The following is a 21502-nucleotide window of genomic DNA, read 5'->3' as shown; positions in this document are numbered from 1 at the left end:
ACACACATGCAGGATGAATTTGAAAACATCTTAGTTAAAATTTAAATATTAAAACTTAGTTTCAAATGCGCGTAGTTTCTTCTCTAAATCCCACTGCAATTGCGCCTTCTCATTGCCTTTTATAAACTGTTTACAGCGTTCACTATCTAAATCTAGGCAATCGTGAACCAATAACCCTTTATCTGCATCAGACCAAATGCTCTCTCCAGAGACAAATGCGTAGGTTAGAGCATTTCTATTGATTTGTTTTAAGGTTTGATAATTCAGATCATGTTTTAATACGGCTTCAACATATTGCTGTGTTAAATTGGTCCGCAATATACCCTCATCATCAGTAGATAAAACAACAGGAACATGATTTTGAAGATAAAAATTCAAAGGATGATTACGACCAGAAATCTTTAATATTTTTAAATTGCTGATGAGATTAATTTCTACCGCCTTATGATGTTTCGCCATGAAACCTAAGGTTTTTTGTACATTATTTTCATGAGCGATATCCACCCCATGCCCAATTCTTTGCGCCTGACCAGTAAAGAGAGAATCATGGATGTGAGAATCCAAATCATCCGGGGCGACTAGTTCCTGATTTAGCTCGCCGGCGTGTAGGGCGATATTGACTTGAGGGTAGAGCTCGTGAAGATATTGGTAGATCTGCATTTGTTTGCGGAAATCGCGCAATGAAATAATACCGTCTTCAGGTTGGACTAAATTAACGCCAACAAGCGCACCGTTGCTTTTTATAGATTGAGTTACGGCTTCAAAGGCATTCAGTGTTTGTGCAAAAAGATTATCTAGAGATTGCTCTCTGAGGGAGTAATATAAAAATTTAACTTTTATTTGGCAGGCTTTTTTTCCTGGATTTCTTTCACAGTCCAACTCTTGACGTGTTTGTTGCAGAATTCGATTCGATTCGACTACCGTGTAATTAATATTATTTTGAAAATCCTGATTTTCTAATAAACGTTTTCGTTTTTGATTAAACGAAGTAGTGTCTTTAAGCATATCGCCAAAACTGCTTGAATGGGCGTTATCAGGCAAAATCATTAATTCCATATATTGTTCATTTTGTTGTGCTGCGGTTTGCAATACTGCTGCCACTAACTCAGGCTGGTGATCTGCAACTATAGGGATGAACTTGTAGAAGGAGTTGAAAAAATGATCGTGTCCTGATTCCTTACCAGGAACAAAGTCTTTCATAGACCAACTTTTTACTGTTTTTGCATATAGTTCTGGATGATTAAGTAGATCCTTAGTATCAATTCCATTACAGGCGGAGGAAGTTTTACTCACATTCCAATTGGTTGTATTTAAGCAATAGCTATCTTTGGCTGCCAGTTGCAGCATGACTTCGGGGTAAGCACCTCCCGCTAAGTGATAATGTAACTCCCCACCCTTGGGCATACTTTTAAAAAATGCATATAAGGCATTAGGATCATGTTTTATTTGGTCGAAATAGAATTGAATATTTGCTTGTGTAAAAGAGGAAAAAAATAGACCAGCAAGAAGAAGGATTGATTTAATATAGTTCATTGTATTCGAAAATATGTCAGTTTTGAGGGATTATCGCACAATTATTATTAAATCCCAACCATTGTATTTAGGATCTATTCATAGCAAAATGATTTTGCTGTTCTAAGGGGCTGCACCCTATAAAGTCTAATCAATTAGGATGATGAATATGAGACATTTTTTATCAAAATTTTATACTGTATTAGGGACTTTCTTTCTGTCGCTAATGACTGCGAGTTTTTGTAACGCCACATCTGATCTAAGTAATTCTACAGCTAAACCTAAAATGACAATTAATGTGGGTATTTATGCCCCTTTTTCTGAGAAATCTGCTTTTATTGGTAGAAATATGTTAGGAGCAATGGAAATTGCACGAGACCAATTAAAGTCCTCCGAGATTAATTATGAGTTTTATACACTGGATAAAATGACAAATAATGCCAATGCAGCAAAAACATTGCAAAAATTTATTGATGCACATCACATCAATGTAATTATGACTGAAGGAACAGAGAGTGGCGCTTTAGTTGCACCTTTGGCGAAAAAAAATAAACTCATTCATTTTTGTCTCACTGAGAGTTCTGAGGTTACAGATGGAAAAAATAATTTTCAAGCCCAAAGTCCTAATCATAAGCAAGCCGCTGTTTTAACCAAATCAATGAAACCTGAATTTATCGCACAATTTAAACAAGAATATCTTAGCCATCCTATCAGTGAAGCTGGCTATGCTTTTGATGTATTCCATTTAATTCATAATAGTGCATTGCTTGCGATGAAAACCCATTCGGATTTTTCTAGCCAAGCAATCGCAACACATCTGTTAGCTATTAAGCCAGGAACCGGAGTCATGGGAGTATTTAACTTAGACAAAAATGGTATTTCTTATCAGAAGAAGACGCTTATTGCCTAATTTTAAGGTGGCATTTCAACTGGCGCGGAGTAAATTTGAAAGATTGTATCGGGCGTCAGACTGTTTCTTCTAGGTTGCAGATATAAGAGAAAAGGAGCCTGAGTGGCTCCTTTTTTTTACCAGAGTCCCATTATCTATTAGCTAAAGCCATACCCTCCAAAACCGTCAAAGCAGCATAAAGTTGATAATCATTATGCATGAGCTCATCCATTTGGGCTTTGAAATTCTTAGCTGTAGTTTCTTGATTATTTTTGTTGATTAAGTGTTTATTAAGATTAGCTTCACTATATCCTGTAGGATCAACAGGTTTCGCAGCCGCTTTAGGAATTTCTACTTCATTGACTACTATATCAGGTACAATTCCTTGAGCTTGAATTGAAGTTCCTGATGGAGTGTAGTACAAAGCGGTAGTTAGCTTGATCCCTGTTTTTTCATCTAGAGGCAATACAGTTTGTACGGAGCCTTTACCAAAACTTGTTGTGCCAAGAACAACAGCTCGTTTATTATCTTTTAGTGCGCCAGCTACAATTTCAGCTGCAGATGCAGAGCCATTATTGATTAATACAACCATTGGTGCATTGTGTAAGACATCTACTCCTTTGGAGAGAGCGGTAAAATCTGAACCAGGTAAACGCCCTTTAGTAGAGACAATTGTTTCTGGTTTGCCTGATTTATCTTTACCAAGGAATGCATCAGAGACTTGTATTGCTGAATCAAGAAGTCCTCCTGGGTTGTTACGTAAATCCAGAATTAAACCTTTTAAATTTCCACCAGATTGTTGTTTTAGCCTTTCGATAGCAAGCAACATATCTTTCCCAGTTAATGCTTGGAATTGGGTTAAACGAATATAACCATATCCGGGGGCAATTATTTTGCTTTGTACACTTTTAATGAGGATAATTTCTCGGATTAAATCAAAAGTAAGCGCTTTATTAACCCCTTTGCGTAATATAGTCAACTGAATAGTGCTTCCAGCTTTACCACGCATTAGGTTGACTGCATCTTTAAGTGAAAGACCCTGAACGGATTCTTTTCCCAATTTAATAATGTAGTCACCAGATTTGATTCCTGCTTTAAAGGCTGGCGTATCAACGAGAGGAGTAACTACTTTAACCACTCCATCTTCCATAGTAACTTCCAAACCTAAACCACCAAATTCACCACTGGTGGATGTTTGGAGGTCTTTAAACTCTTCTTCATCTAGGTAACTGGAGTGAGGATCAAGTCCACTGAGCATACCGCGAATGGCATTATCAAAGAGTTCTTTATCCTTGACAGGTTTGACATAATATTTTTTAATTTCACCAATAGCATTGGAAAAACGTTGAACATCTTCTAAAGGAACCGCTTTATTCGTAGAGCTTGAGGTTGTAGACGTATCTGTATTAGCCTCATCCTCTGCAAAGCTTGTGAGAGGCAACATAAGAGTAAACGCGTATACTATCGCAAGCGTGCATGGATATAGTTTTCTTATCAACATAGCGATCTCCTCAGATGCAAGGCCACAAAATAAGCCATCTTCTTTTATTATAATTATTGAAATGCAATTAAGGTGCCAGGGTTAACCTAAGACAACCAGTTAAGTGGTGGAATAGCTTTTCCCCTTAGTCTTATTTCAAAGTATAGACCGTTTTGTTTAATTCCGCCGCTATGACCAACACTCGCTATTTGTTCATTTTGACGTACATACTGGCCCTTGCTTTTGAATAGAGATTGGTTATGAGCATACAAGGTCATAAAGCCTTGTCCGTGATCAATGATAAGAAGTAAACCATAGCCTTTAAGCCAGTCACTGAACACTACTTTACCTGGGTAAACAGCAGTGACTACAGCGCCTTCTTCGGCAAAAAATGTCACTCCTTGGTTCATTTTTCGCAGAGAGTGGCTCTGGCTGTGGATTGGTAGCGGCAATTTTTTGCGCATCTGATTAAAAGGTGTGCTTGCAGGGGTAATACTTTGCTGGGTGGCTAATGATTTGAGTAAACGTGCCAAATTTTCTTTATTTCTTCGTACCTCCCGTAAAGTGTTTTGTTTATCTTGAATTTCATTATTTAATGATTTAATTAAAGCCGTATGATAACTTTTATTTTGTTGTAGCTCCTCCTGATGTTGAGTAAGTTCTGTTTTTAATTGTTTATTGGCTATAAGCTCTGTTCTGAGTTGTTCTTTACTCTCACTAAGACTCGCGCGTGTTTTATCAATTTTCTCGATAAGTTGTTGCCGTGATTTAACGATGTATTGATAATAAGTTAATGTTCGACTGACTCTATTGGGATCATCCTGATTCAGAAGCAATTTAAGTGGTTGGTATTCCCCCATTTGGTAACGGGCACGTACATGTTTGGCTAATAATTGCTGTTGAGTAATTAGCTGTTGATTTAATTGATTTACTTGTTCTTGTAGGTCGGCGATTTTATTTTCTTTATTTTTTATATCCTCTTGGATCGAGCGTAATTTATGAATCCCTGCACCAATTTGCTTTTCGGTTTCAGACAATTCCTTATTTAAAAGACCTTGTTTATCGTGCGCTGAGTTCAATGTCTTTTGAAGACTGTTTATTTGTGCATCTAATTGTTTTAATTTATTTTGTGTTTGAACTACAGTTGATGCGGATTTGGCATATCCCCCGAAGCAAAGCAATATACTAAAGAATAATCCAGTAAAATAAGTTGTTCTATGTTCCGAAAAAGAACTCGTGTGGCCTATTTCTTGAGAATAGTTCTTCATTGATATGATGTCCCTATCATTATGGGTGTCTGTTCTAATCTCATTCTCAAAACCCTGTTGCCAAAGAGATTGATTGCCTTTTAATTTTTGTGCGATTGGTTTTGGGTTGTGTAAGCAGTACTTTTTTACATCCGCGAGACATAAATTAAAAGAAATTTTGTTATTCCGTTTATTCATGAGTATTTTTTTCTAACAATTGATGACCTGTCATTTCTGCCGGGGGAGTAATACCTAGCAAGCCCAAAATAGTTGGGGCGATATCAATCAAGTTTCCTTCACTTTGAGTAAAATGCCAATTACCTCCCACGTATACTAATGGGACTGGATCACTCGTATGAGCTGTATGTGCTTGATGTGTTGTTTCGTCAAACATTTCCTCGGCATTGCCATGATCAGCCGTAATGAGTAATTTTCCTCCTTGCCTAGCTAGTGCCTGCCAAACTTTACTCATGCATTGATCAAGACATTCGATTGCACGAATTGTGGCATTAAAATCTCCGCTATGACCTACCATGTCCGCATTGGCGTAGTTGCAAATAATCACATCATAATCCTGGCTATTAATTGCCTCTACCAAACGATCTGTCAATTGAGGGGCGCTCATTTCAGGTTGCAAGTCATAGGTAGCGACTTGAGGAGAGGGAATTAAAATCCGTTCTTCATTAGTAAAAATATTCTCATTTCCACCGTTAAAGAAAAAAGTTACGTGAGCATATTTTTCCGTTTCTGCAATGCGTAATTGACTTAGGCCATGAGCCGAAAGCACTTCTCCTAAAGTATTATTTAAAGGAATAGGAGGAAAGACTTGGGTGGTTGGTAAATTTTTATCGTATTGAGTCATACTGACAAAATAGGATAATTGGGGTTGCACTGCTCGATTAAATTTTTTAAACGTTGGATCAATAAAAGCGGTGGTTAATTGTCGAGCTCTGTCGGCACGGAAATTAAAAAATAAGACGGTATCACCATCTTCAATTACTTTTTTCTCTCCAATAAGAGTAGGGGGGATGAACTCATCCGAAAGATTTTGTTGATAATAAGACTTTATTGCTGTTTCTGCATCCTCAAAATGATGTTCGCTGTTGCCTTGAGTTAATAAAGTATAGACGGGCTCTAACCTTTCCCAGCGGTTGTCTCTGTCCATCGCATAGTAGCGTCCACTAATCGAGCATATTCGAGCTACCGGATGTATTTTTAACTTTGTTTTGAGGCGCTCTAAACTTTGTAATGCACTTTGGGGGGGCGTATCTCGTCCATCTAAAAATAAATGTAAATAAACGGAAGTAAATTTTAGCTGGGCACATAAGTCGAGCAAGGCAAACAGATGGTGTTCATGGCTGTGGACTCCCCCTGGAGAAAATAATCCCATAAGATGCAATGATTTCCCGGTTTTTTGTAATGTTGGAATTACCTCGTGAAAAACAGGATTTTTGGCGAACTCTCCATGATTTATACTCTCATTGATTCGTGTGAAATCTTGTTGTATCACTCTGCCTGCGCCAATATGCATGTGTCCAACTTCGGAATTGCCCATTTGCGCATCAGGTAAACCTACTGCAAATCCGGATGCTTGCACAAGAATATGAGGGCAATTTTTCCACCATTCGTCCCATTGTGGTGTGTTGGCTTGGGCAATCGCATTATATTTATTATTTTCGTTATACCCCCAGCCATCTAAGATCATGAGCAACAAGGTTGCTTTTTTTTGCATGAAGTCCTCCAGGACGCAATCCAAATTTTATGGACGAATTATACCTTACTTAATAAATATTTCGTAATCCATTCTCTCGACTTCTGTCATGTTTCTTGAAGAAATAAAACACCTCCAGAGTGGATTTTTTTCACCAAGCTTAAAGTAAAACAGATAACCCTCGTAAAACATCGAGAAACATTTGACTGAAATGTCACGATTAGCTTCTTGTCTAGATTAAGGAATGCTTGATCGAAATAGGATGAACCAAGTCCTATACAATGTTAAGGCCATGGAAAATTTAGTACCTCTTTACTTCGATCGTTCCTCCTATCAGTAGTGACATTTTTGTATTAAAGAGGTTAGACTATGCACCATTTATTAGATTGGGAAGAGTAGTTTTGGAACAAAAAATTCCTCAGCATGTTGCCATTATTATGGATGGAAACGGTCGTTGGGCTGAAAGTCGAGGGTTACCGCGTATAGAAGGTCATAAAGCGGGTGTTGAATCAGTAAAGAAAATGATTCGTTGTTGTATGACTAAAGGTATTCCTTGTCTTAGTTTATTTGCTTTTAGTTCAGAAAATTGGTCTCGGCCTGTTGAAGAAGTTAATTTTTTAATGGAATTGTTTCTCGAGTCATTAAGAAAGGAACTTCCTGAATTGGATCAACACGGGATTCACTTACGATTTACTGGGGACCGAGATTTACTTTCACCAGTATTGCAAAAACAAATGCGGGAAGCAGAATTTTTGACCGCAAAAAATGAACAATTAATTCTTAATGTGGTTGTTAATTATGGTGGTAAGTGGGATTTGGTAAATGCCGCAAAAAAAATAACCAAAGCGGTTTTAAATGGTGAATTGAACGTTGATGATATAAATGAAACCTGTTTTGCTCAGTATTTAGACACAGTAGGATTACCTGATCCGGATTTATTTATTCGTACCAGCGGTGAGTTACGAATTAGTAATTTTTTCCTTTGGCAGCTTGCCTATACAGAGCTTTATTTTACTGAAATACATTGGCCAGATTTTGGTGAGCATGAATTTGAATTGGCCTTGGCTGCCTTTAATAAAAGAAAAAGAAGATTTGGGCAAATTTCCTAATAACTCTAGAGACTAATTACATTGATAGAAATGTAAACAGATCCTAACTTTAAGGACCAAGAGATGTTCTTACAACGTTTGATTACAACCCTCATTTTAGTACCTTTGGTTTTATCGCTTATTTTTTATGGTAATCAATGGCTTTTGTTGAGTATCGTTTTGGTAATTTTTCTTGCTGCAGCAAGAGAGTGTTTTCAACTGATCCCTTTAGAGAATTGGCAGTTGAAAGTTGGATTTATGGTATTGATGCTGGTGTGTTTATGGGCTTGTGGTTATTTTTTTTCCTATTGGTTATATGCTGGATTAATTATTTGGGCATTGAATATTCTTGCCATTCTTAGTTTTCCAGGATCACAGAAATACTGGGGATACCCTGGCATTGTCGCAGCTGTATGTTTAATACTCCTCCCTTTATTCGCTCAAAGTCTTATTCATTTATATTCTTTAGCGAATGGTAAAGCATTCCTGGTTTATTTGTTATTTTTAATCTGGGTTTCAGATACAGGCGCTTATCTTAGCGGAAAACTTATGGGGAAACATAAGTTAATTCCTCAAGTTAGCCCTGGAAAGTCTTGGGAGGGGGTTGTTGGTGGCGTTGTTATGTCGATGTTAATTGCCTGGGCTGGCTATAGTTATTTTCATCCAGTTGCCGGTGTTCATTGGTTCATTTTAGCCTTATGTACTATAATTATTGCGATCTTTGGTGATTTATTCATCAGTATATTAAAGCGTCGTTGTCATTTAAAGGACACAGGCGCTATTATACCTGGTCATGGGGGTATTTTAGACCGTTTGGACAGTTTAATTGCAGCTTTACCTTTATTTTATTTCGGACTAACTTTGTAACTACTTAATATGGGTTATTCAAACCATTCCGAGCTTATAAATCGATAAAACAGGACGTTTTTTTCGCGAATGTGCTAGTAAAAGCACTTTATTCTAGGGCCGGAGAATTCTGGGAGAATAATTCTCGAGTATTACTTCATTTGGGATAGCACTATGCTTTCAACATTGCTGTATTTTCTTTTGGCCTTAGTCTTATTAGTTACAGTACATGAGTATGGCCATTTTCAAGTGGCGCGTTGGTGCGGCGTTAAAGTACTACGTTTTTCTTTTGGTTTTGGCCCCATTTTGGCTCGTTGGTGTGATAAGAAAGGAACCGAATATGCCTGGTCCTTATTTCCTCTTGGTGGCTATGTCAAAATGTTAGATGAATCCGAGGGAGAAGTTCCGGAGAACGAGCGACATTTAGCATTTAATAATCAATCTATTTGGAAACGAGCTGCAATTGTTCTTGCAGGTCCGTTTTTTAATTTTCTTTTTGCGTTTGTCGCTTTATGGTGGGTATTGGTTATCGGAATGCAATCTTTGGCACCGATGATTGAATCAGTAAAACCTAATAGTATTGCGGGACAAGCAGGATTAAAAGCGAAGGAAGAAATCATCGCGCTGAATGATACAAAAATAAACAGCTGGCGTGATTTTCAATATGCGATCATGCCTCTTGTTGGTTCTCAGGAAACAATACAATTAACATTGAAGTCTTTGGTTGATGGGCATATTCATACAGTTTCTTTGCCTTTAACTAATTGGAAAATAGATAGTAAAAAACCAGATGCTCTGCAAAGCCTAGGTATTGAACCCTTTATTCCTTCAATCCCTCCAATAGTGGGAGAGGTTGTTCCTAATTCTCCGGCAGCAAAAGCAGGATTAGAAAATGGCGATAAGATATTGAGCGTCGATGGTAAACCGTTTAACGACTGGTTATTTTTAGTTGATTACGTTCAGACACGCCCAGACAAACAGTTAACTTTATCTGTAAATAGGAAAGGCCATATACATAAAGTAATTGTCCACACAGGAAGCCAAAAAAATAAAGATAAAATTGAAGGATTTTTAGGTGTACGATCCCAAAAAGTCCAATGGCCTGCACATTGGTTGCGTTTGGAACGACAAGATCCTTTAACAGCCGTAGGTACTGCATTAAAACAAACAGTACAATTGACCGGTACCACATTTACTTTGATGGGGAGGTTGGTTACTGGCAAGCTTGGATTAAATAATATAAGTGGTCCAGTAGGGATTGCTCAGGGGGCAGGGGATTCTGGACGAAGTGGATTAGCCTCCTACTTATTTTTCCTGGCTTTAGTGAGCATCAGCTTAGGAGCATTAAATTTATTGCCCATTCCCATGCTCGATGGGGGACATTTGTTTTATTATCTACTTGAAACGATCCGACGTAAGCCCTTATCCGATGGTTTAAAATCTGCAGGAGCCTATCTAGGATTATTGCTATTGGCAGCGCTTATGTTTATTGCTTTATCAAACGACTTATCAAGACTTGCAGGATAAGTGAGTGTGAATCAGATCCCAATAGCAAAGTATTGGCAAAGTCAGGGAACAAAAACTTGACAGTAGTTTCTACTTCCTATAAAAAGTGTTTCAATTTTCGGTGTACAGAGTTTGAGTAAAGTACACGTAGTACTGGGCGTAAAATAATAATGAAAAAAATCAGCAGTAAATTTATATTAGGTGTTTGTTGTTCCTCGCTCATAGCCTGGTCTTCACAAACAATAGCAGCCGATACTTTTGTTGTGCGAAGTATTAAAGTTACAGGTTTGCAACGTGTCACCACTGGAACAGTACTCAACTATATTCCCGTTCAAGTGGGAGAGGAAATAAGCCCTGAATCAACTGCTGAGATTATTCGAACTCTTTATGATACTGGTTTTTTCCAGTCTGTTTCCTTGGAGCGACAAGGCAATACTTTAATTGTCAATGTGGTGGAACGGGCAACCATAGGTTCAATTAGTGTTGTAGGAAATAAAGAAATTCCTAGCGACAAGATGAAAGAATTCCTTAAGGACTTAGGCTTAGCCAAAGGGCGAGTATTTCAAACATCCACTTTAGAGCGTTTGGAGAAAGAATTAAAGCAAGCCTATAACGCCAGAGGAAAATACAACGCGCGTATAGAAACTCGAGTTAGTCCTTTAACTGATAACAGAGTGGGTATTACCGTTACGATTTCTGAGGGGCGTGTCTCACGAATTAAACAAATCAAAATAATAGGCAATCACGATTTCTCTACAAACGAATTATTACCAGAGTTTGCTTTATCAAAATCCAGCATTTTCACTTATTTTACTAAAAAAGATCAGTATTCCAAGTCAGGTATGGATGCGTCTTTAGAGGCATTGCGCTCCTTCTATATGGATAGAGGTTATTTGAAGTTTAAAATTATATCCTCACAAGTATTGTTATCACCAGATAGAAAAGACGTTTACATCAACGTTCATATTGAAGAAGGACCCCAATATCATTTTTCAGGCTATAAAGTAGTAGGCAAACCGATATTGCCGCCAGAAAAAGTTAATTCGCTCATTCAAGTTAAACAAGGTGCTGTTTTCTCACGTAAAAAAGTGACGGATTCAATTTCTGCTATTGGCTTGGCTTTAGGAGATATCGGTTACGGATTCCCTGCCATTAATGCGGACCCGCAAATCGATGAAGAGAACAAAACAGTATTCATTAATTTTATTGTACAGCCAGGTCGGCATGTATACGTTCGCCGTATTAAATTCCATGGCAATACAAAAACAAGTGATTATGTATTGAGAAGTGTCATTCGCCAGGATGAAGGGGGATTATTATCGCTTCATAATATCAAAGAATCTGAAAGACAATTGCGCTTATTAGGGTATTTAAAAAATGTTGATGTAAAAACTACCCCGGTACCTGAAGCAAACAACCAGGTTGATTTAGATGTACAAGTAGAAGAAGCGCCTTCTGCTGAGGCAAGTGCTTCCATTGGCTATGGTACCAATGGTTATCAATTGAATGCTTCAGTAAACCAACACAACTTTATGGGTACAGGGCGCTCCATGGGAGCTGCATTTACGGCAAGTAAATGGGGACAAGATTACACGATTAATTACTATAATCCTTTTTATACTGATACAGGCATAGGCCGCGGCCTCAATCTTTATTATGCTCGCGTCGATCCCAGAAACCTTAATGTTAGTACATACAATTCCAACCGTTTCGGCGGTGACGTGAATTATAGTATCCCTCTTGGTGAAACAAGCAGATGGCAATTGGGTTATGGCTATCAGGATGTAGAAATCAAAAGCGTGGGTAATGTAGTACCTATCAAGAATTTTGTGCAAATGTATGGAACTCATTTTCAAGAAATTCGTTTATCTACAGGATGGAATCGAAACAGCTATGACCAATTTCCATACCCTACTAGAGGCATCAACCAACAACTTTCTGGCGTAATTGCATTGCCGGCTAGTTCGAACTCCTTGTCCTACTATAAAGGGTCTTATCAAGCGCGCTTGTATCAGCCTATAACACGAGGATGGATCTTCTCGTTGCAAGGGTTTGCAGGCTATGGAAATTCATTTAACAATAAGGGATTGCCATTTTTCGAGAATTATTATGCGGGGGGTACTGCCCAGCCTGGCCAAGTGCGCGGATATGACAGTTTCTCTTTAGGTCCATTAGACAATTACCGTAATTCTGTAGGAGGTAACTTATTACTTACTGGAACTGCAGGAATTATACTCCCATATCCTTTAAGCCGAGATAACGTACGTACAACAGTTTTTGTTGATGCGGGTAACGTCTTTGGGGTGAATACCTTACCTACCTTAACTGGAAAATATGAAGGTCCGTTACGATACTCAGCAGGTCTTTCGCTTGAATGGCGCTCTCCATTTGGACCCTTGGCATTTAGCTTGGCTAAGGCACTGAATCCTCAGCAATTCGATCAAACGCAAGTCTTCCAATTTGCTTTATCTTCAGGATTTTAAACGAAATTTTTTAGCCTCATGCTCACAAATGAGTGTGAGGTTAACTAGAATTTCTTGTTTATTACAAAATTATAGAAAATCATGCTGTATATATCGCAACCTATTTCGAATTATGCTAGCATCATGCTCTTTAATTTAGGAGATTAGTTATGAAGCGGTTAGGTCTGGTCATAATGGCCCTTGTTTTCAGCGTGTTTGGGGCAAACGTATTTGCTGATACAGCAAAAATTGGAGTAGTTGATCTACAAAAGATCATGCAAACCTCCAGTCAAATAAAAGAAATCCAAAAGAAACTGGAAAAAGAATTTAAACCCCGTCGCGATAAACTTGTAGCCGTTGAAGCAGGTATCAAAGCGGATATGGAAAAATTCAAGCGTGATAGTGCAGTCCTAAGCGCTACCCAAAAGAAAGAAATAGAAAAGAAAATTGTTAGTGCACAACAACAATTTGAGCGTGATGGTCAACAATATCAACAAGAATTAAGTACTGCAAATAATGAAGCAATGGAAGCATTGTATGCTAAAGTGCGTGCAGCTATTGCAAAAGTTGCTAAAGATGACAAATACGACCTTATTGTACAAAAAGATGCAGCTCCTTTCAGTGCAACAACTCTTGATGTAACTGATAAAGTTGTTAAAGCAATTAACTAATTCGGCGAATAACTTGCTGACTTTAGCAGAACTTGCGAATCTTTTAAATGGCGTGTGGCATGGAAATGCGGATCACGCCATTTTTTGTTTTACTTCTCTTAGTCGTGCTACGTCAAAAGATGTCGCTTATTATGATAACACCATAGTACGCAAGGCTCTAGATACTACATCAGCAGGGGCAGTCTTACTCAAAGCGGAACATCAGCATTTATACAAGGGTAACTGTATTGTCGTGGCTCATCCCTTACAAGCGATGATGCAAGCTTCCCAGCTTTTATCAGCACCCAACACTCCAATCTCTGGGATTGATCCTACTGCCATAATTCACCCATCGGTTCAATTAGGTCAAAAGGTATCGATAGGTCCTCACAGCGTGATAGGTGCGGACGCTCATATAGCGGATGGAGTTACGATTGGAGCTCACACTGTTATTGAATCTTTGGTCCGAATAGGGGAACGCAGTAGAATTGGACATCAAGTAATAATCCATTCAGGTTGTCAGTTGGGCGCCTCTGTGGTTCTAAATGCTGGCTGCGTCATTGGCGCGTCTCCATTCAATTATTTAAAGGCACAAGGGCACTGGCAACAAGGCCATAGCGTTGGTGCTGTTATTATTGAAAATAATGTGCACGTAGGAGCTAATACGGTAATTGACCGAGGTTCTTTAAGTGATACTTATTTAGCGGAGGGGGTTTGTATTGATAATCTAGTTCAGGTTGCACACGATGTGTTGGTAGGTAAAAATACCATAATTGCGGGTTGTGCTGCTATAGGTGCTTATGCGCGAATTGGTGCTGATTGTATCATTGGCGGTGCTAGTTGTATTGCAGCTCATGTCCATTTGGCAGATGACGTAGTGATTACAGGTATGTCAACTGTAAGTAAATCGCTTGCCAAATCTGGAATTTATTCTTCTGGAACTTTAGTACATGAGCACCGGCGTTGGCGTCGGAATGCAGCCCGATTTCGAAGATTGGACGATTATATAATAAAGCTTGGTGCTTTAGAGAAAAAATTAAGTAGTATTGAATGAGCATTTGTTTTTAACATTAGCAATTGATTTGAACCTTTTAAATTAGGATAATGGTTTTTTTTTTGACCTCACTTTTGGACCATGCTAAGCATACTTATTTAAGCGAGAAACTGCGTATGAGTGAACCTGTAGATATAAAACAGATTTTTAGTATATTACCCCACCGCTACCCAATGATTTTGGTAGACAGGGTGTTAGATTACACTCCATTTGATTGTTTGACGGCGATAAAAAATGTCACAATTAACGAGAATTTTTTTTCTGGCCATTTCCCAGAAAATCCAATTATGCCAGGAGTTTTAATGCTTGAAGCATTGGCCCAGGCGAGCGGACTTTTAGCGGGATTATCTCAAACACCCGAAGAAAATTATGGTATTTTGCATTTTTTTGCGGGTATAGATAATGCAAAATTTAAACATGTAGTTACTCCGGGAGATCAGCTACGCTTGGAAGTAAAAATATTAGCAAGAAAAAGAGAATTTTGGCGTGTGCATGGCGAAGCTTATGTGGGTGATAAACTGGCCTGTTCCGCGGATTTATTAAGTGCTGCAAAGGAAATTCAAAAGTGATAGATGAACGAGCGATAATTCACCCCACTGCAAAATTGGCAAAAGGGGTATCAGTAGGTCCTGGCAGTGTAATTGGGGCTGACGTGGAGATAGGTGAAAATACCTGGATTGGACCTTATGTAATTATTGAAGGACCAACCACGATTGGAAAAAATAATAAAATTTTCCAATTTGCTTCAGTCGGGGATGCTCCCCAAGACATTACTTATAAAGGCGAACCAACTCGGCTAGAAATTGGCGACGATAATATCATTCGTGAATATTGTATGATCAGTCGTGGCACCGTTAAAGGGGGAGGGGTTACTCGTATAGGTAATAAAAACTTTTTAATGGCTTATTCACATGTAGGACACGATTGCATCATTGGCAATCAAATTATTTTAGTAAGTTATGCTGCTTTATCAGGGCATGTAACCATCGGTGACTATGCAAATATTGGTGGTTATGCAGCGGTACATCAATTCTGCCATGTGGGCGCCTATGCATTTATTGCTAGAGCTTCTTATGTAAGTAAAGATGTATTACCTTATCTAATGATTTCTGGTGATACAACCTCAGCTTGTGGCATTAACACCGTGGGTTTGCGTCGGAGAGGATTTTCATCTGAAGCGATCGATGGCTTACGACGTGCTTATAAGATAATTTTCCGCAAGGGATTAACGGTACAACAAGCGGTTACTGAATTAGAATTGATGCAAAATGAATGTCCTGAAGTGGTTTTGATGATTGATGCTTTAAATCAATCCACACGTGGAATTGTTAGGTAACTAAGAAGGTTTAATAAGTTAGAGTGATATCCTATGCTAGACATTCAATTATTACGTGATGATCCTCAATTTGTCGCTTCGCAATTATTAAAGCGAGGTTTTAAATTTGATGTTTCATCTTTTACTGCTTTAGAAGAAAAACGTAAGGCGTTACAAGTTGCAACGCAGGCATTGCAAAATGAACGTAATTTACGTTCCAAAGGCATTGGTGAGGCAAAAGCTCGTGGTGAAAATATTGAGCCAATGCGCGAAGACATGAATCGTCTTGCTAAAGAGTTAGATGAAAAGAAAAAAGAATTAGATGACTTGCTAGAGCAAATTGAAGCCATTGCTTTAAGGATGCCAAATATACCCCATGAGTCTGTTCCCGTTGGTGAAGACGAGCGGCATAACCAGGAAGTGAGACGTTGGGGAGACATTCCAACTTTTGATTTTGAAGTTAAATCCCATGATGAATTGGGTGATAATCTAGGCCAAATGGACTTTTCCTTAGCTGCGAAACTGACCGGTAGTCGGTTTGTAGTTATGAAAAATCAAATAGCTCGATTGCACCGAGCTTTGATCCAATTTATGTTGGATATCCATACCCAACAACATGGTTATCAAGAAATTTATGTGCCTTACATTGTCAATGCGGATAGTTTGCTAGGAACTGGACAATTACCAAAATTCGAAGAAGATTTATTTAAATTAACTGGGGAGCATGGATACTATCTGATTCCTACAGCAGAAATTCCTGTCACCAATACAGTTCGTGATACTCTTTTAGAAGAGTCTGTTTTGCCTATTCGTTATGCATGCCATTCGCCTTGTTTTCGTAGTGAAGCGGGTTCTTATGGTAAAGATACCAAAGGAATGATCAGACAGCATCAGTTTGAAAAAGTAGAACTGGTTTGGATTACTAAACCTGAAGAATCTTACGCTGCGTTGGAGCAACTGGTTAGTCACGCAGAAGCAATTTTGCAACGTTTAGAACTTCCCTACCGTGTTATCACTCTTTGTACCGGGGATATGAGCCCCAGCTCAGCAAAGACGTATGACTTGGAGGTTTGGTTGCCCAGTCAAAATACTTATCGAGAAATCTCCTCGTGTTCAAATATGGAGTCGTTCCAGGCACGTCGTATGAAAGCGCGTTACAGACAAGAGCAAACCCGTGAAATTGAGCTGGTACATACGCTCAATGGCTCTGGGCTTGCAGTGGGTAGAACATTAGTTGCTTTGATGGAAAATTATCAGGATGAAAAAGGAACCATTCACATTCCCCCGGCTTTAAAACCCTATATGGGGGGAGTAGAGTGCATTGAATGTGCGGTTTAAAACCCCGTTTCTTTATTTTTGTAGGATTGTTGCGTTGCAACTTTGCTGAAACAATCCTACAAAAATAAACCTTTTAGTTACACCTCATATTATTTTCTTTTTGATCGTTTAAATTAAAGCTTAGTTCCGATAGCTTGGTTTTTCTATGCTTATACTGAGGCGATGAGGAAAAGAATGTGAGCCGTTGAGCCATAAAAGGACGATTTTTTATATTTATAGATTGTTTTGCGCATTTTGTAAAAAACGTTAAATTATTATGAACATATCCTGCTGAATGAAGAGATTTCTCAAAACACAATTCATCTTCATAGTACTCGAGCATCGATTCATTCACTTCGTCTTCAAGAGTTTTTACTTTTTTAATCTTGAGCTCAGGAGATAAGTGATGAGATCTATTTAGCTGATTCATCTCTGATAAATCATGAAGATTATTGTTCTTTTTTCCAAAGGGATAACTTGTGATCTTTGGTGCAAATAATGCCATTAATCGATTTTTTTTCTTTTGTTTTGCATTGCGATGAATTTTTTTAGCAAAAACCATTGAATGACGTTGTCTCGCGATAAAGGCTGGCGTTTTAAACACGTGGTCAATGAGATTAAATTGTCGTGTAACCGTCAGAAAAACTAATAAGTTAAATTTCAATAAGAATCTTAATTCATTATTTTTTTGCTCATTCAGATGTAGCACACCTCTTTTATTAAGAGCGATATTGATTTTTTTGAGCAATTCCAAATAGAAAGTAAGTAAAGGGTGGGCCCTTGCTTTTGATAGGTCTTGTGGTTTGAAAAAAAATCTATGTGAATTTGAACTAGTCCTTTTCAAACGTATATCCCGTGCTAATTGAATAGCATCCATATCACTCAATTCCTGTTCGTCCAAGTTTTAAAAGTATAGTAGTTTTTGTGAAAAGTGCATTTATTTTGATCTCACTGTATTTTTGATTATCTTTCAGCGGGTTAAGATAATTTTTGACTCTATGCGTATTTATTTTTATGATGTGTTTTTATTTTTAATTAAAGAAATTATGCTTACTGATATTTCAGAATTAATTCACACCGTTGAACATTATTTAAACCAGTGGTTTTCTTTTCCTAGAAATAAAGTATTTGCCCAGGTCACTACGGTCATGAAGCAACAACCATCTGTTAGAACTATGGATCTTTATCATTTTACTCCCAGGGGTTCCTTTATTTTTCTTACTAATACTCGTTCACCGAAATGGAATCATTTAAATCAGTGTTCTAATCTAAGCATTTGTTTGGTAAATCCTGAATTTGGTCAAATTATTGTGGAAGGTACAGCAAAATTAGATACAAGTCAGAGCAATCTTCCTGTAGTGAGTCTCTATTGGCAAAATTATTTGGAAGAATATTGGCAGAATTATTATTTAAGCAACTCCGAGACGTCTGATGGAATTCCTTTATCGTTTGGCGTCATGGAAATCATCCCAAATGTATGCCAGATTTTAAAAATTAATAAAAACGATTTCTTAAAAGGGTCACGAATAAACTATGAATTGCAAAATGGTTCCTGGTTCAAAAATCAACTTCCTCTTCTCTAACTTCTTTAACTTCTATAAAAGCGGAATTTCATTGTCAACCGTTGAGAAGTAAGCATAGTAATCCATGTGAAAAAATGATTGTTTCATTTTTAGTTTCGCTCTTCTTTATTGCATTCGTTTGTTTTCAGCATACTTTTGCAGCCTGCTCTCTACTAAACTGATCAGGGGGAAGTGTGGAACGTGCTCAGGACGCTTTAGGTGCGGGTATCGGATCTGACTTCCACTTGCGAGGTCGTTAGGAGTTTTGAAAATCTATTGAAGTGATCTCACATTTCGAGCTTTTTTTGCAAATTATATACCTTTGGAATTCCAACAAAGAAAAAGGTATTCAAAAAATAGATGTTCATGAGCTTTGGCACATCGCTTCATATGCAGTTTGAATTACTCAAAAAATTGTAAATTCTTTATTTTTCGGGAAAAATACTGCTCAAAAATTTTTATTTCTTATCCTGTTTGATTTACTGGATTAACAGCCAATTTAATTGTACCCTTCGTATTGACCTAAAAGCGAAGTGTCTTTATGTTGCTTTAATTTCGATCTTAATTTAGGAAAGAGTTATGGTTATCTACGAAGTAAATTTGGTCATTGATGCAGATATTTATCCTCAATTTCAATTATGGCTAAAAAAGCATGTTAAAGAAATGCTTCAGCTTCCTGGTTTTATTCAAGCAAGTATTTTAAAACCTGAACATGAAAGTACAACTCAGGAACAATTAACAGTTCAATATCAATTGGAAAATAGAGAGTCCCTAAATGTGTATTTTACTGAATTTGCACTGAAGATGCGTGAAGAGGGGCTTAAGTTATTCCAAGATAAATTTTCCGCTCAAAGAAGAGTTTTCGAGGTAGCTGCCAACATCTTAAAATAAAAAATTTGCATGGGAAGTATGTTTTCATATAGCCTTTTCAACTTGTGTAGAAAACATCGCACTTTGTCCTTTGGATTAATATATAGGATATAGAATGAGACAGATAATTAAATTTGGATTTATATTGGGTTTGGCGGCTAGTAGCAGTGCGTTCTGTTATGAACCGGTTCAGGGGCTATATTTGGGTTTACTGGGACAAGTGAGTCATGCCACAAATCTTGATCTTGATTTTTCATTGACCCAACTTCCTTCGTTAGGAACTGTAGGGGCTGTACAATTAGGTCCTGTCGGAGGCGGGTTGGGAGCTTCTCTTGGATATAAAATACAAAACTTCCGATTAGAAGGGGAGTTTCTTTTTAATATCAATAACTATGGTCAGTTAACTGCAGGCTCTTGTACACTTATAAGTCCCGCCGTTTTAGGCCCTGAAGGAACATGTCCTGCTGAGGTTGTCGACGTGGGCTTAGGTTTTAATGGTTATACAATAGGATTGTATGGATTCTTCAATGCGTTTTATGATTTTCTATCTTCTGACCCTAATGTAAATTTTGTACCCTATTTAGGGGTGGGTGTGGGCGGCGCTGATATTCTGAATCATGCCGTATTTCAAAGTAATGAACAATGCATCGCCTTGGGGACTTGTTCGCCAATCGTCAACGAAAGCTTCGATACCTCAAATTTTGGTTTCGCAGCACAGGGCATCATTGGATTTAATTATTATATTGATGATTTTACTACCATTGGTTTAGATTTTCGTTACGTTTCTACATTTAACTTTAGTAATAATAACAATAATTCTTCTTCTACTACGAATTCGAGTAACAATTCTTTTGGAATAAGCACCATCAATCTTACTGGAAATTTTGCCCTCGAGAAGGGAGATTAATAGCGGTATGCCATAATTATTTTTCTAATTATGGCATAAAAGCCAATTAGTCGAGCACTGTACTCCCGTAACAATTAGCATACCTTAACTTGTATCGAAACAAAAACCGAATCCAGATTTAGATTATCAAGATAATTTCATTTCTTATTTGCTAAATTATATTTTAAAAAAATCAGCAAGTAACGAAGCGACTAATTCATTTTATGTCTAGAATTAGAAATACAGAATAAATCTTTAATGCATCACGGTAACGATTAAAAAATCAATCACATAATGTTTATAGGAGTTTTTCAATGCTTTATGCTTTGATTAACAATTGTTTTCCAACGTTCTTACTGGTTTTTTTCTTGTTAAGTCACACCGTTTCTCATTATAGATATAAGATCTCTAAGAATAAACAAGACGTAGAAACTGCAATGGACGTTGTGGGAAGCATTAGTAGCTTTTACAGTATCTTTTTAGGATTTATTGTTTATATTCTATGGTCTAATCATCAAAAATCTGCTGAATTTGTTACTGCTGAAGCAACTCAATTATATATTATTGGTGAAAGTTCACGGGCTTTTCCTCCTGAGGTTCATCAAGGCATTGTAAATAACTTAACTCAGTATATCTCCTCGATTTTAAATGATGAATTAGAGGCTATGTCTCGCGGACAAGAAGGTAAAAAAACACAAGAAGCAAGTGATAGGTTGGATGATGAACCTTTGAAATTTAAACCTTCAGATATCGTCTCCACCTATTACAATAATGCAGTTTCATCATTCAACCAGGCAATAGAAAATCGAAATTTTCGTTTGAATATGCTTTATTCACAAATTCCTACTGCCTGGTACCTAATTATATTTATCGGTGCTTTTTTTATAATTGGGATCTATTCACTTGAAACCACTTCAAAGGGACACTTATTTCTTATTATTTTATGTATTTTTCTCGCTATTTACATGACTGCTATTACGGTTTTAAGTTTTCCCTTTTCGGGGTTCTTTAAAGTTTCAGATGTACCTCTTAAAAAAGTTTTTACCGAACTAAACACTATGTCTATACAATTAAATAACAAGCCTAAGTTAGAAATTTCAAAATAGG

Annotated in this window: 19 protein-coding genes; 14 read left to right on the top strand and 5 right to left on the bottom strand. The window is 37.5% G+C overall.

Features of this window, described 5'->3' with window-relative positions; all coding sequences use genetic code 11:
- Positions 1-48: 48 nt before the first annotated feature.
- Positions 49-1533, bottom strand: a complete 1485-nt coding sequence (locus ACWTE2_RS32570; RefSeq protein WP_454786029.1) for an adenosine deaminase family protein — start codon at positions 1531-1533, stop codon at positions 49-51.
- A gap of 148 nt (positions 1534-1681) precedes the next feature.
- Here ACWTE2_RS32570 and ACWTE2_RS32565 point away from each other — a divergent pair, with 148 nt between their 5' ends.
- Complete coding sequence (locus tag ACWTE2_RS32565) at positions 1682-2422, top strand: type 1 periplasmic-binding domain-containing protein (RefSeq protein WP_454786028.1); 741 nt, start codon at positions 1682-1684, stop codon at positions 2420-2422.
- A 130-nt stretch (positions 2423-2552) separates the two neighbouring features.
- On the opposite strand, the gene ACWTE2_RS32560 is transcribed toward ACWTE2_RS32565, so the two are convergent.
- From ACWTE2_RS32560 to gpmI, 3 genes are all read right to left on the bottom strand, one after another.
- The gene (locus ACWTE2_RS32560; protein WP_454786027.1) at positions 2553-3902 is read right to left on the bottom strand and encodes a S41 family peptidase; all 1350 of its coding nucleotides are present in this window, start codon (positions 3900-3902) and stop codon (positions 2553-2555) included.
- A gap of 86 nt (positions 3903-3988) precedes the next feature.
- On the bottom strand, positions 3989-5149 hold the full coding sequence (locus ACWTE2_RS32555) for a murein hydrolase activator EnvC family protein (RefSeq protein WP_454786158.1): 1161 nt from the start codon (positions 5147-5149) through the stop codon (positions 3989-3991).
- 169 nt (positions 5150-5318) lie between these two features.
- A complete protein-coding gene (gpmI, locus tag ACWTE2_RS32550) occupies positions 5319-6860 on the bottom strand; it encodes a 2,3-bisphosphoglycerate-independent phosphoglycerate mutase (RefSeq protein ID WP_182391455.1) in 1542 nt (513 codons plus the stop codon).
- A 380-nt stretch (positions 6861-7240) separates the two neighbouring features.
- On the opposite strand from gpmI, the gene ACWTE2_RS32545 reads away from it, so the two are divergent.
- The 9 genes from ACWTE2_RS32545 to serS all read left to right on the top strand — a co-directional run bounded on the left by ACWTE2_RS32545 (position 7241) and on the right by serS (position 17098).
- Positions 7241-7948: an isoprenyl transferase gene (locus ACWTE2_RS32545; protein WP_182391454.1), complete on the top strand. Its 708-nt coding sequence runs from the start codon at positions 7241-7243 to the stop codon at positions 7946-7948.
- A 63-nt stretch (positions 7949-8011) separates the two neighbouring features.
- Entirely contained in the window at positions 8012-8794 is a 783-nt protein-coding gene (locus tag ACWTE2_RS32540; protein ID WP_182391453.1) for a phosphatidate cytidylyltransferase, read from the top strand.
- 153 nt (positions 8795-8947) lie between these two features.
- Positions 8948-10300: an RIP metalloprotease RseP gene (gene rseP / locus ACWTE2_RS32535; RefSeq protein ID WP_454786026.1), complete on the top strand. Its 1353-nt coding sequence runs from the start codon at positions 8948-8950 to the stop codon at positions 10298-10300.
- A 149-nt stretch (positions 10301-10449) separates the two neighbouring features.
- Positions 10450-12762, top strand: coding sequence for an outer membrane protein assembly factor BamA (bamA, locus tag ACWTE2_RS32530; RefSeq protein ID WP_454786025.1), 2313 nt, complete (start codon positions 10450-10452; stop codon positions 12760-12762).
- Positions 12763-12911: 149 nt separating this feature from the next.
- The gene (locus ACWTE2_RS32525; RefSeq protein WP_182391450.1) at positions 12912-13412 is read left to right on the top strand and encodes an OmpH/Skp family outer membrane protein; all 501 of its coding nucleotides are present in this window, start codon (positions 12912-12914) and stop codon (positions 13410-13412) included.
- Between the two features lie 13 nt (positions 13413-13425).
- Positions 13426-14445 carry a UDP-3-O-(3-hydroxymyristoyl)glucosamine N-acyltransferase gene (gene lpxD, locus ACWTE2_RS32520; RefSeq protein ID WP_454786024.1) on the top strand — a complete coding sequence of 340 codons (1020 nt, stop codon included), beginning with the start codon at positions 13426-13428 and terminating at the stop codon, positions 14443-14445.
- A 116-nt stretch (positions 14446-14561) separates the two neighbouring features.
- Positions 14562-15014: a 3-hydroxyacyl-ACP dehydratase FabZ gene (gene fabZ / locus ACWTE2_RS32515; protein WP_182391448.1), complete on the top strand. Its 453-nt coding sequence runs from the start codon at positions 14562-14564 to the stop codon at positions 15012-15014.
- The gene (gene lpxA, locus ACWTE2_RS32510) at positions 15011-15781 is read left to right on the top strand and encodes an acyl-ACP--UDP-N-acetylglucosamine O-acyltransferase (RefSeq protein WP_454786023.1); all 771 of its coding nucleotides are present in this window, start codon (positions 15011-15013) and stop codon (positions 15779-15781) included. The genes fabZ and lpxA overlap by 4 nt, the downstream gene beginning before the upstream one ends.
- A gap of 33 nt (positions 15782-15814) precedes the next feature.
- Positions 15815-17098, top strand: a complete 1284-nt coding sequence (gene serS, locus ACWTE2_RS32505) for a serine--tRNA ligase (protein WP_182391446.1) — start codon at positions 15815-15817, stop codon at positions 17096-17098.
- Between the two features lie 73 nt (positions 17099-17171).
- Here serS and ACWTE2_RS32500 read toward each other — a convergent pair whose 3' ends face one another.
- The gene (locus ACWTE2_RS32500) at positions 17172-17786 is read right to left on the bottom strand and encodes a hypothetical protein (RefSeq protein ID WP_454786022.1); all 615 of its coding nucleotides are present in this window, start codon (positions 17784-17786) and stop codon (positions 17172-17174) included.
- 289 nt (positions 17787-18075) lie between these two features.
- Between ACWTE2_RS32500 and ACWTE2_RS32495 the strand changes: the two genes are divergently transcribed.
- From ACWTE2_RS32495 to ACWTE2_RS32480, 4 genes are all read left to right on the top strand, one after another.
- Positions 18076-18660, top strand: coding sequence for a pyridoxamine 5'-phosphate oxidase family protein (locus tag ACWTE2_RS32495; RefSeq protein WP_454786021.1), 585 nt, complete (start codon positions 18076-18078; stop codon positions 18658-18660).
- Positions 18661-19218: 558 nt separating this feature from the next.
- Entirely contained in the window at positions 19219-19530 is a 312-nt protein-coding gene (locus tag ACWTE2_RS32490; RefSeq protein ID WP_454786020.1) for a DUF4286 family protein, read from the top strand.
- A 94-nt stretch (positions 19531-19624) separates the two neighbouring features.
- A complete protein-coding gene (locus ACWTE2_RS32485; protein ID WP_454786019.1) occupies positions 19625-20416 on the top strand; it encodes an outer membrane beta-barrel protein in 792 nt (263 codons plus the stop codon).
- A 293-nt stretch (positions 20417-20709) separates the two neighbouring features.
- On the top strand, positions 20710-21501 hold the full coding sequence (locus ACWTE2_RS32480; RefSeq protein WP_454786018.1) for a bestrophin-like domain: 792 nt from the start codon (positions 20710-20712) through the stop codon (positions 21499-21501).
- Position 21502 lies beyond the last annotated feature (1 nt).

This window comes from Legionella nigrisilvae (genome assembly GCF_977063395.2).
The sequence above is the reverse complement of the archived record's forward strand: the minus strand, read 5'-3'. Positions and strand labels throughout refer to the sequence as shown.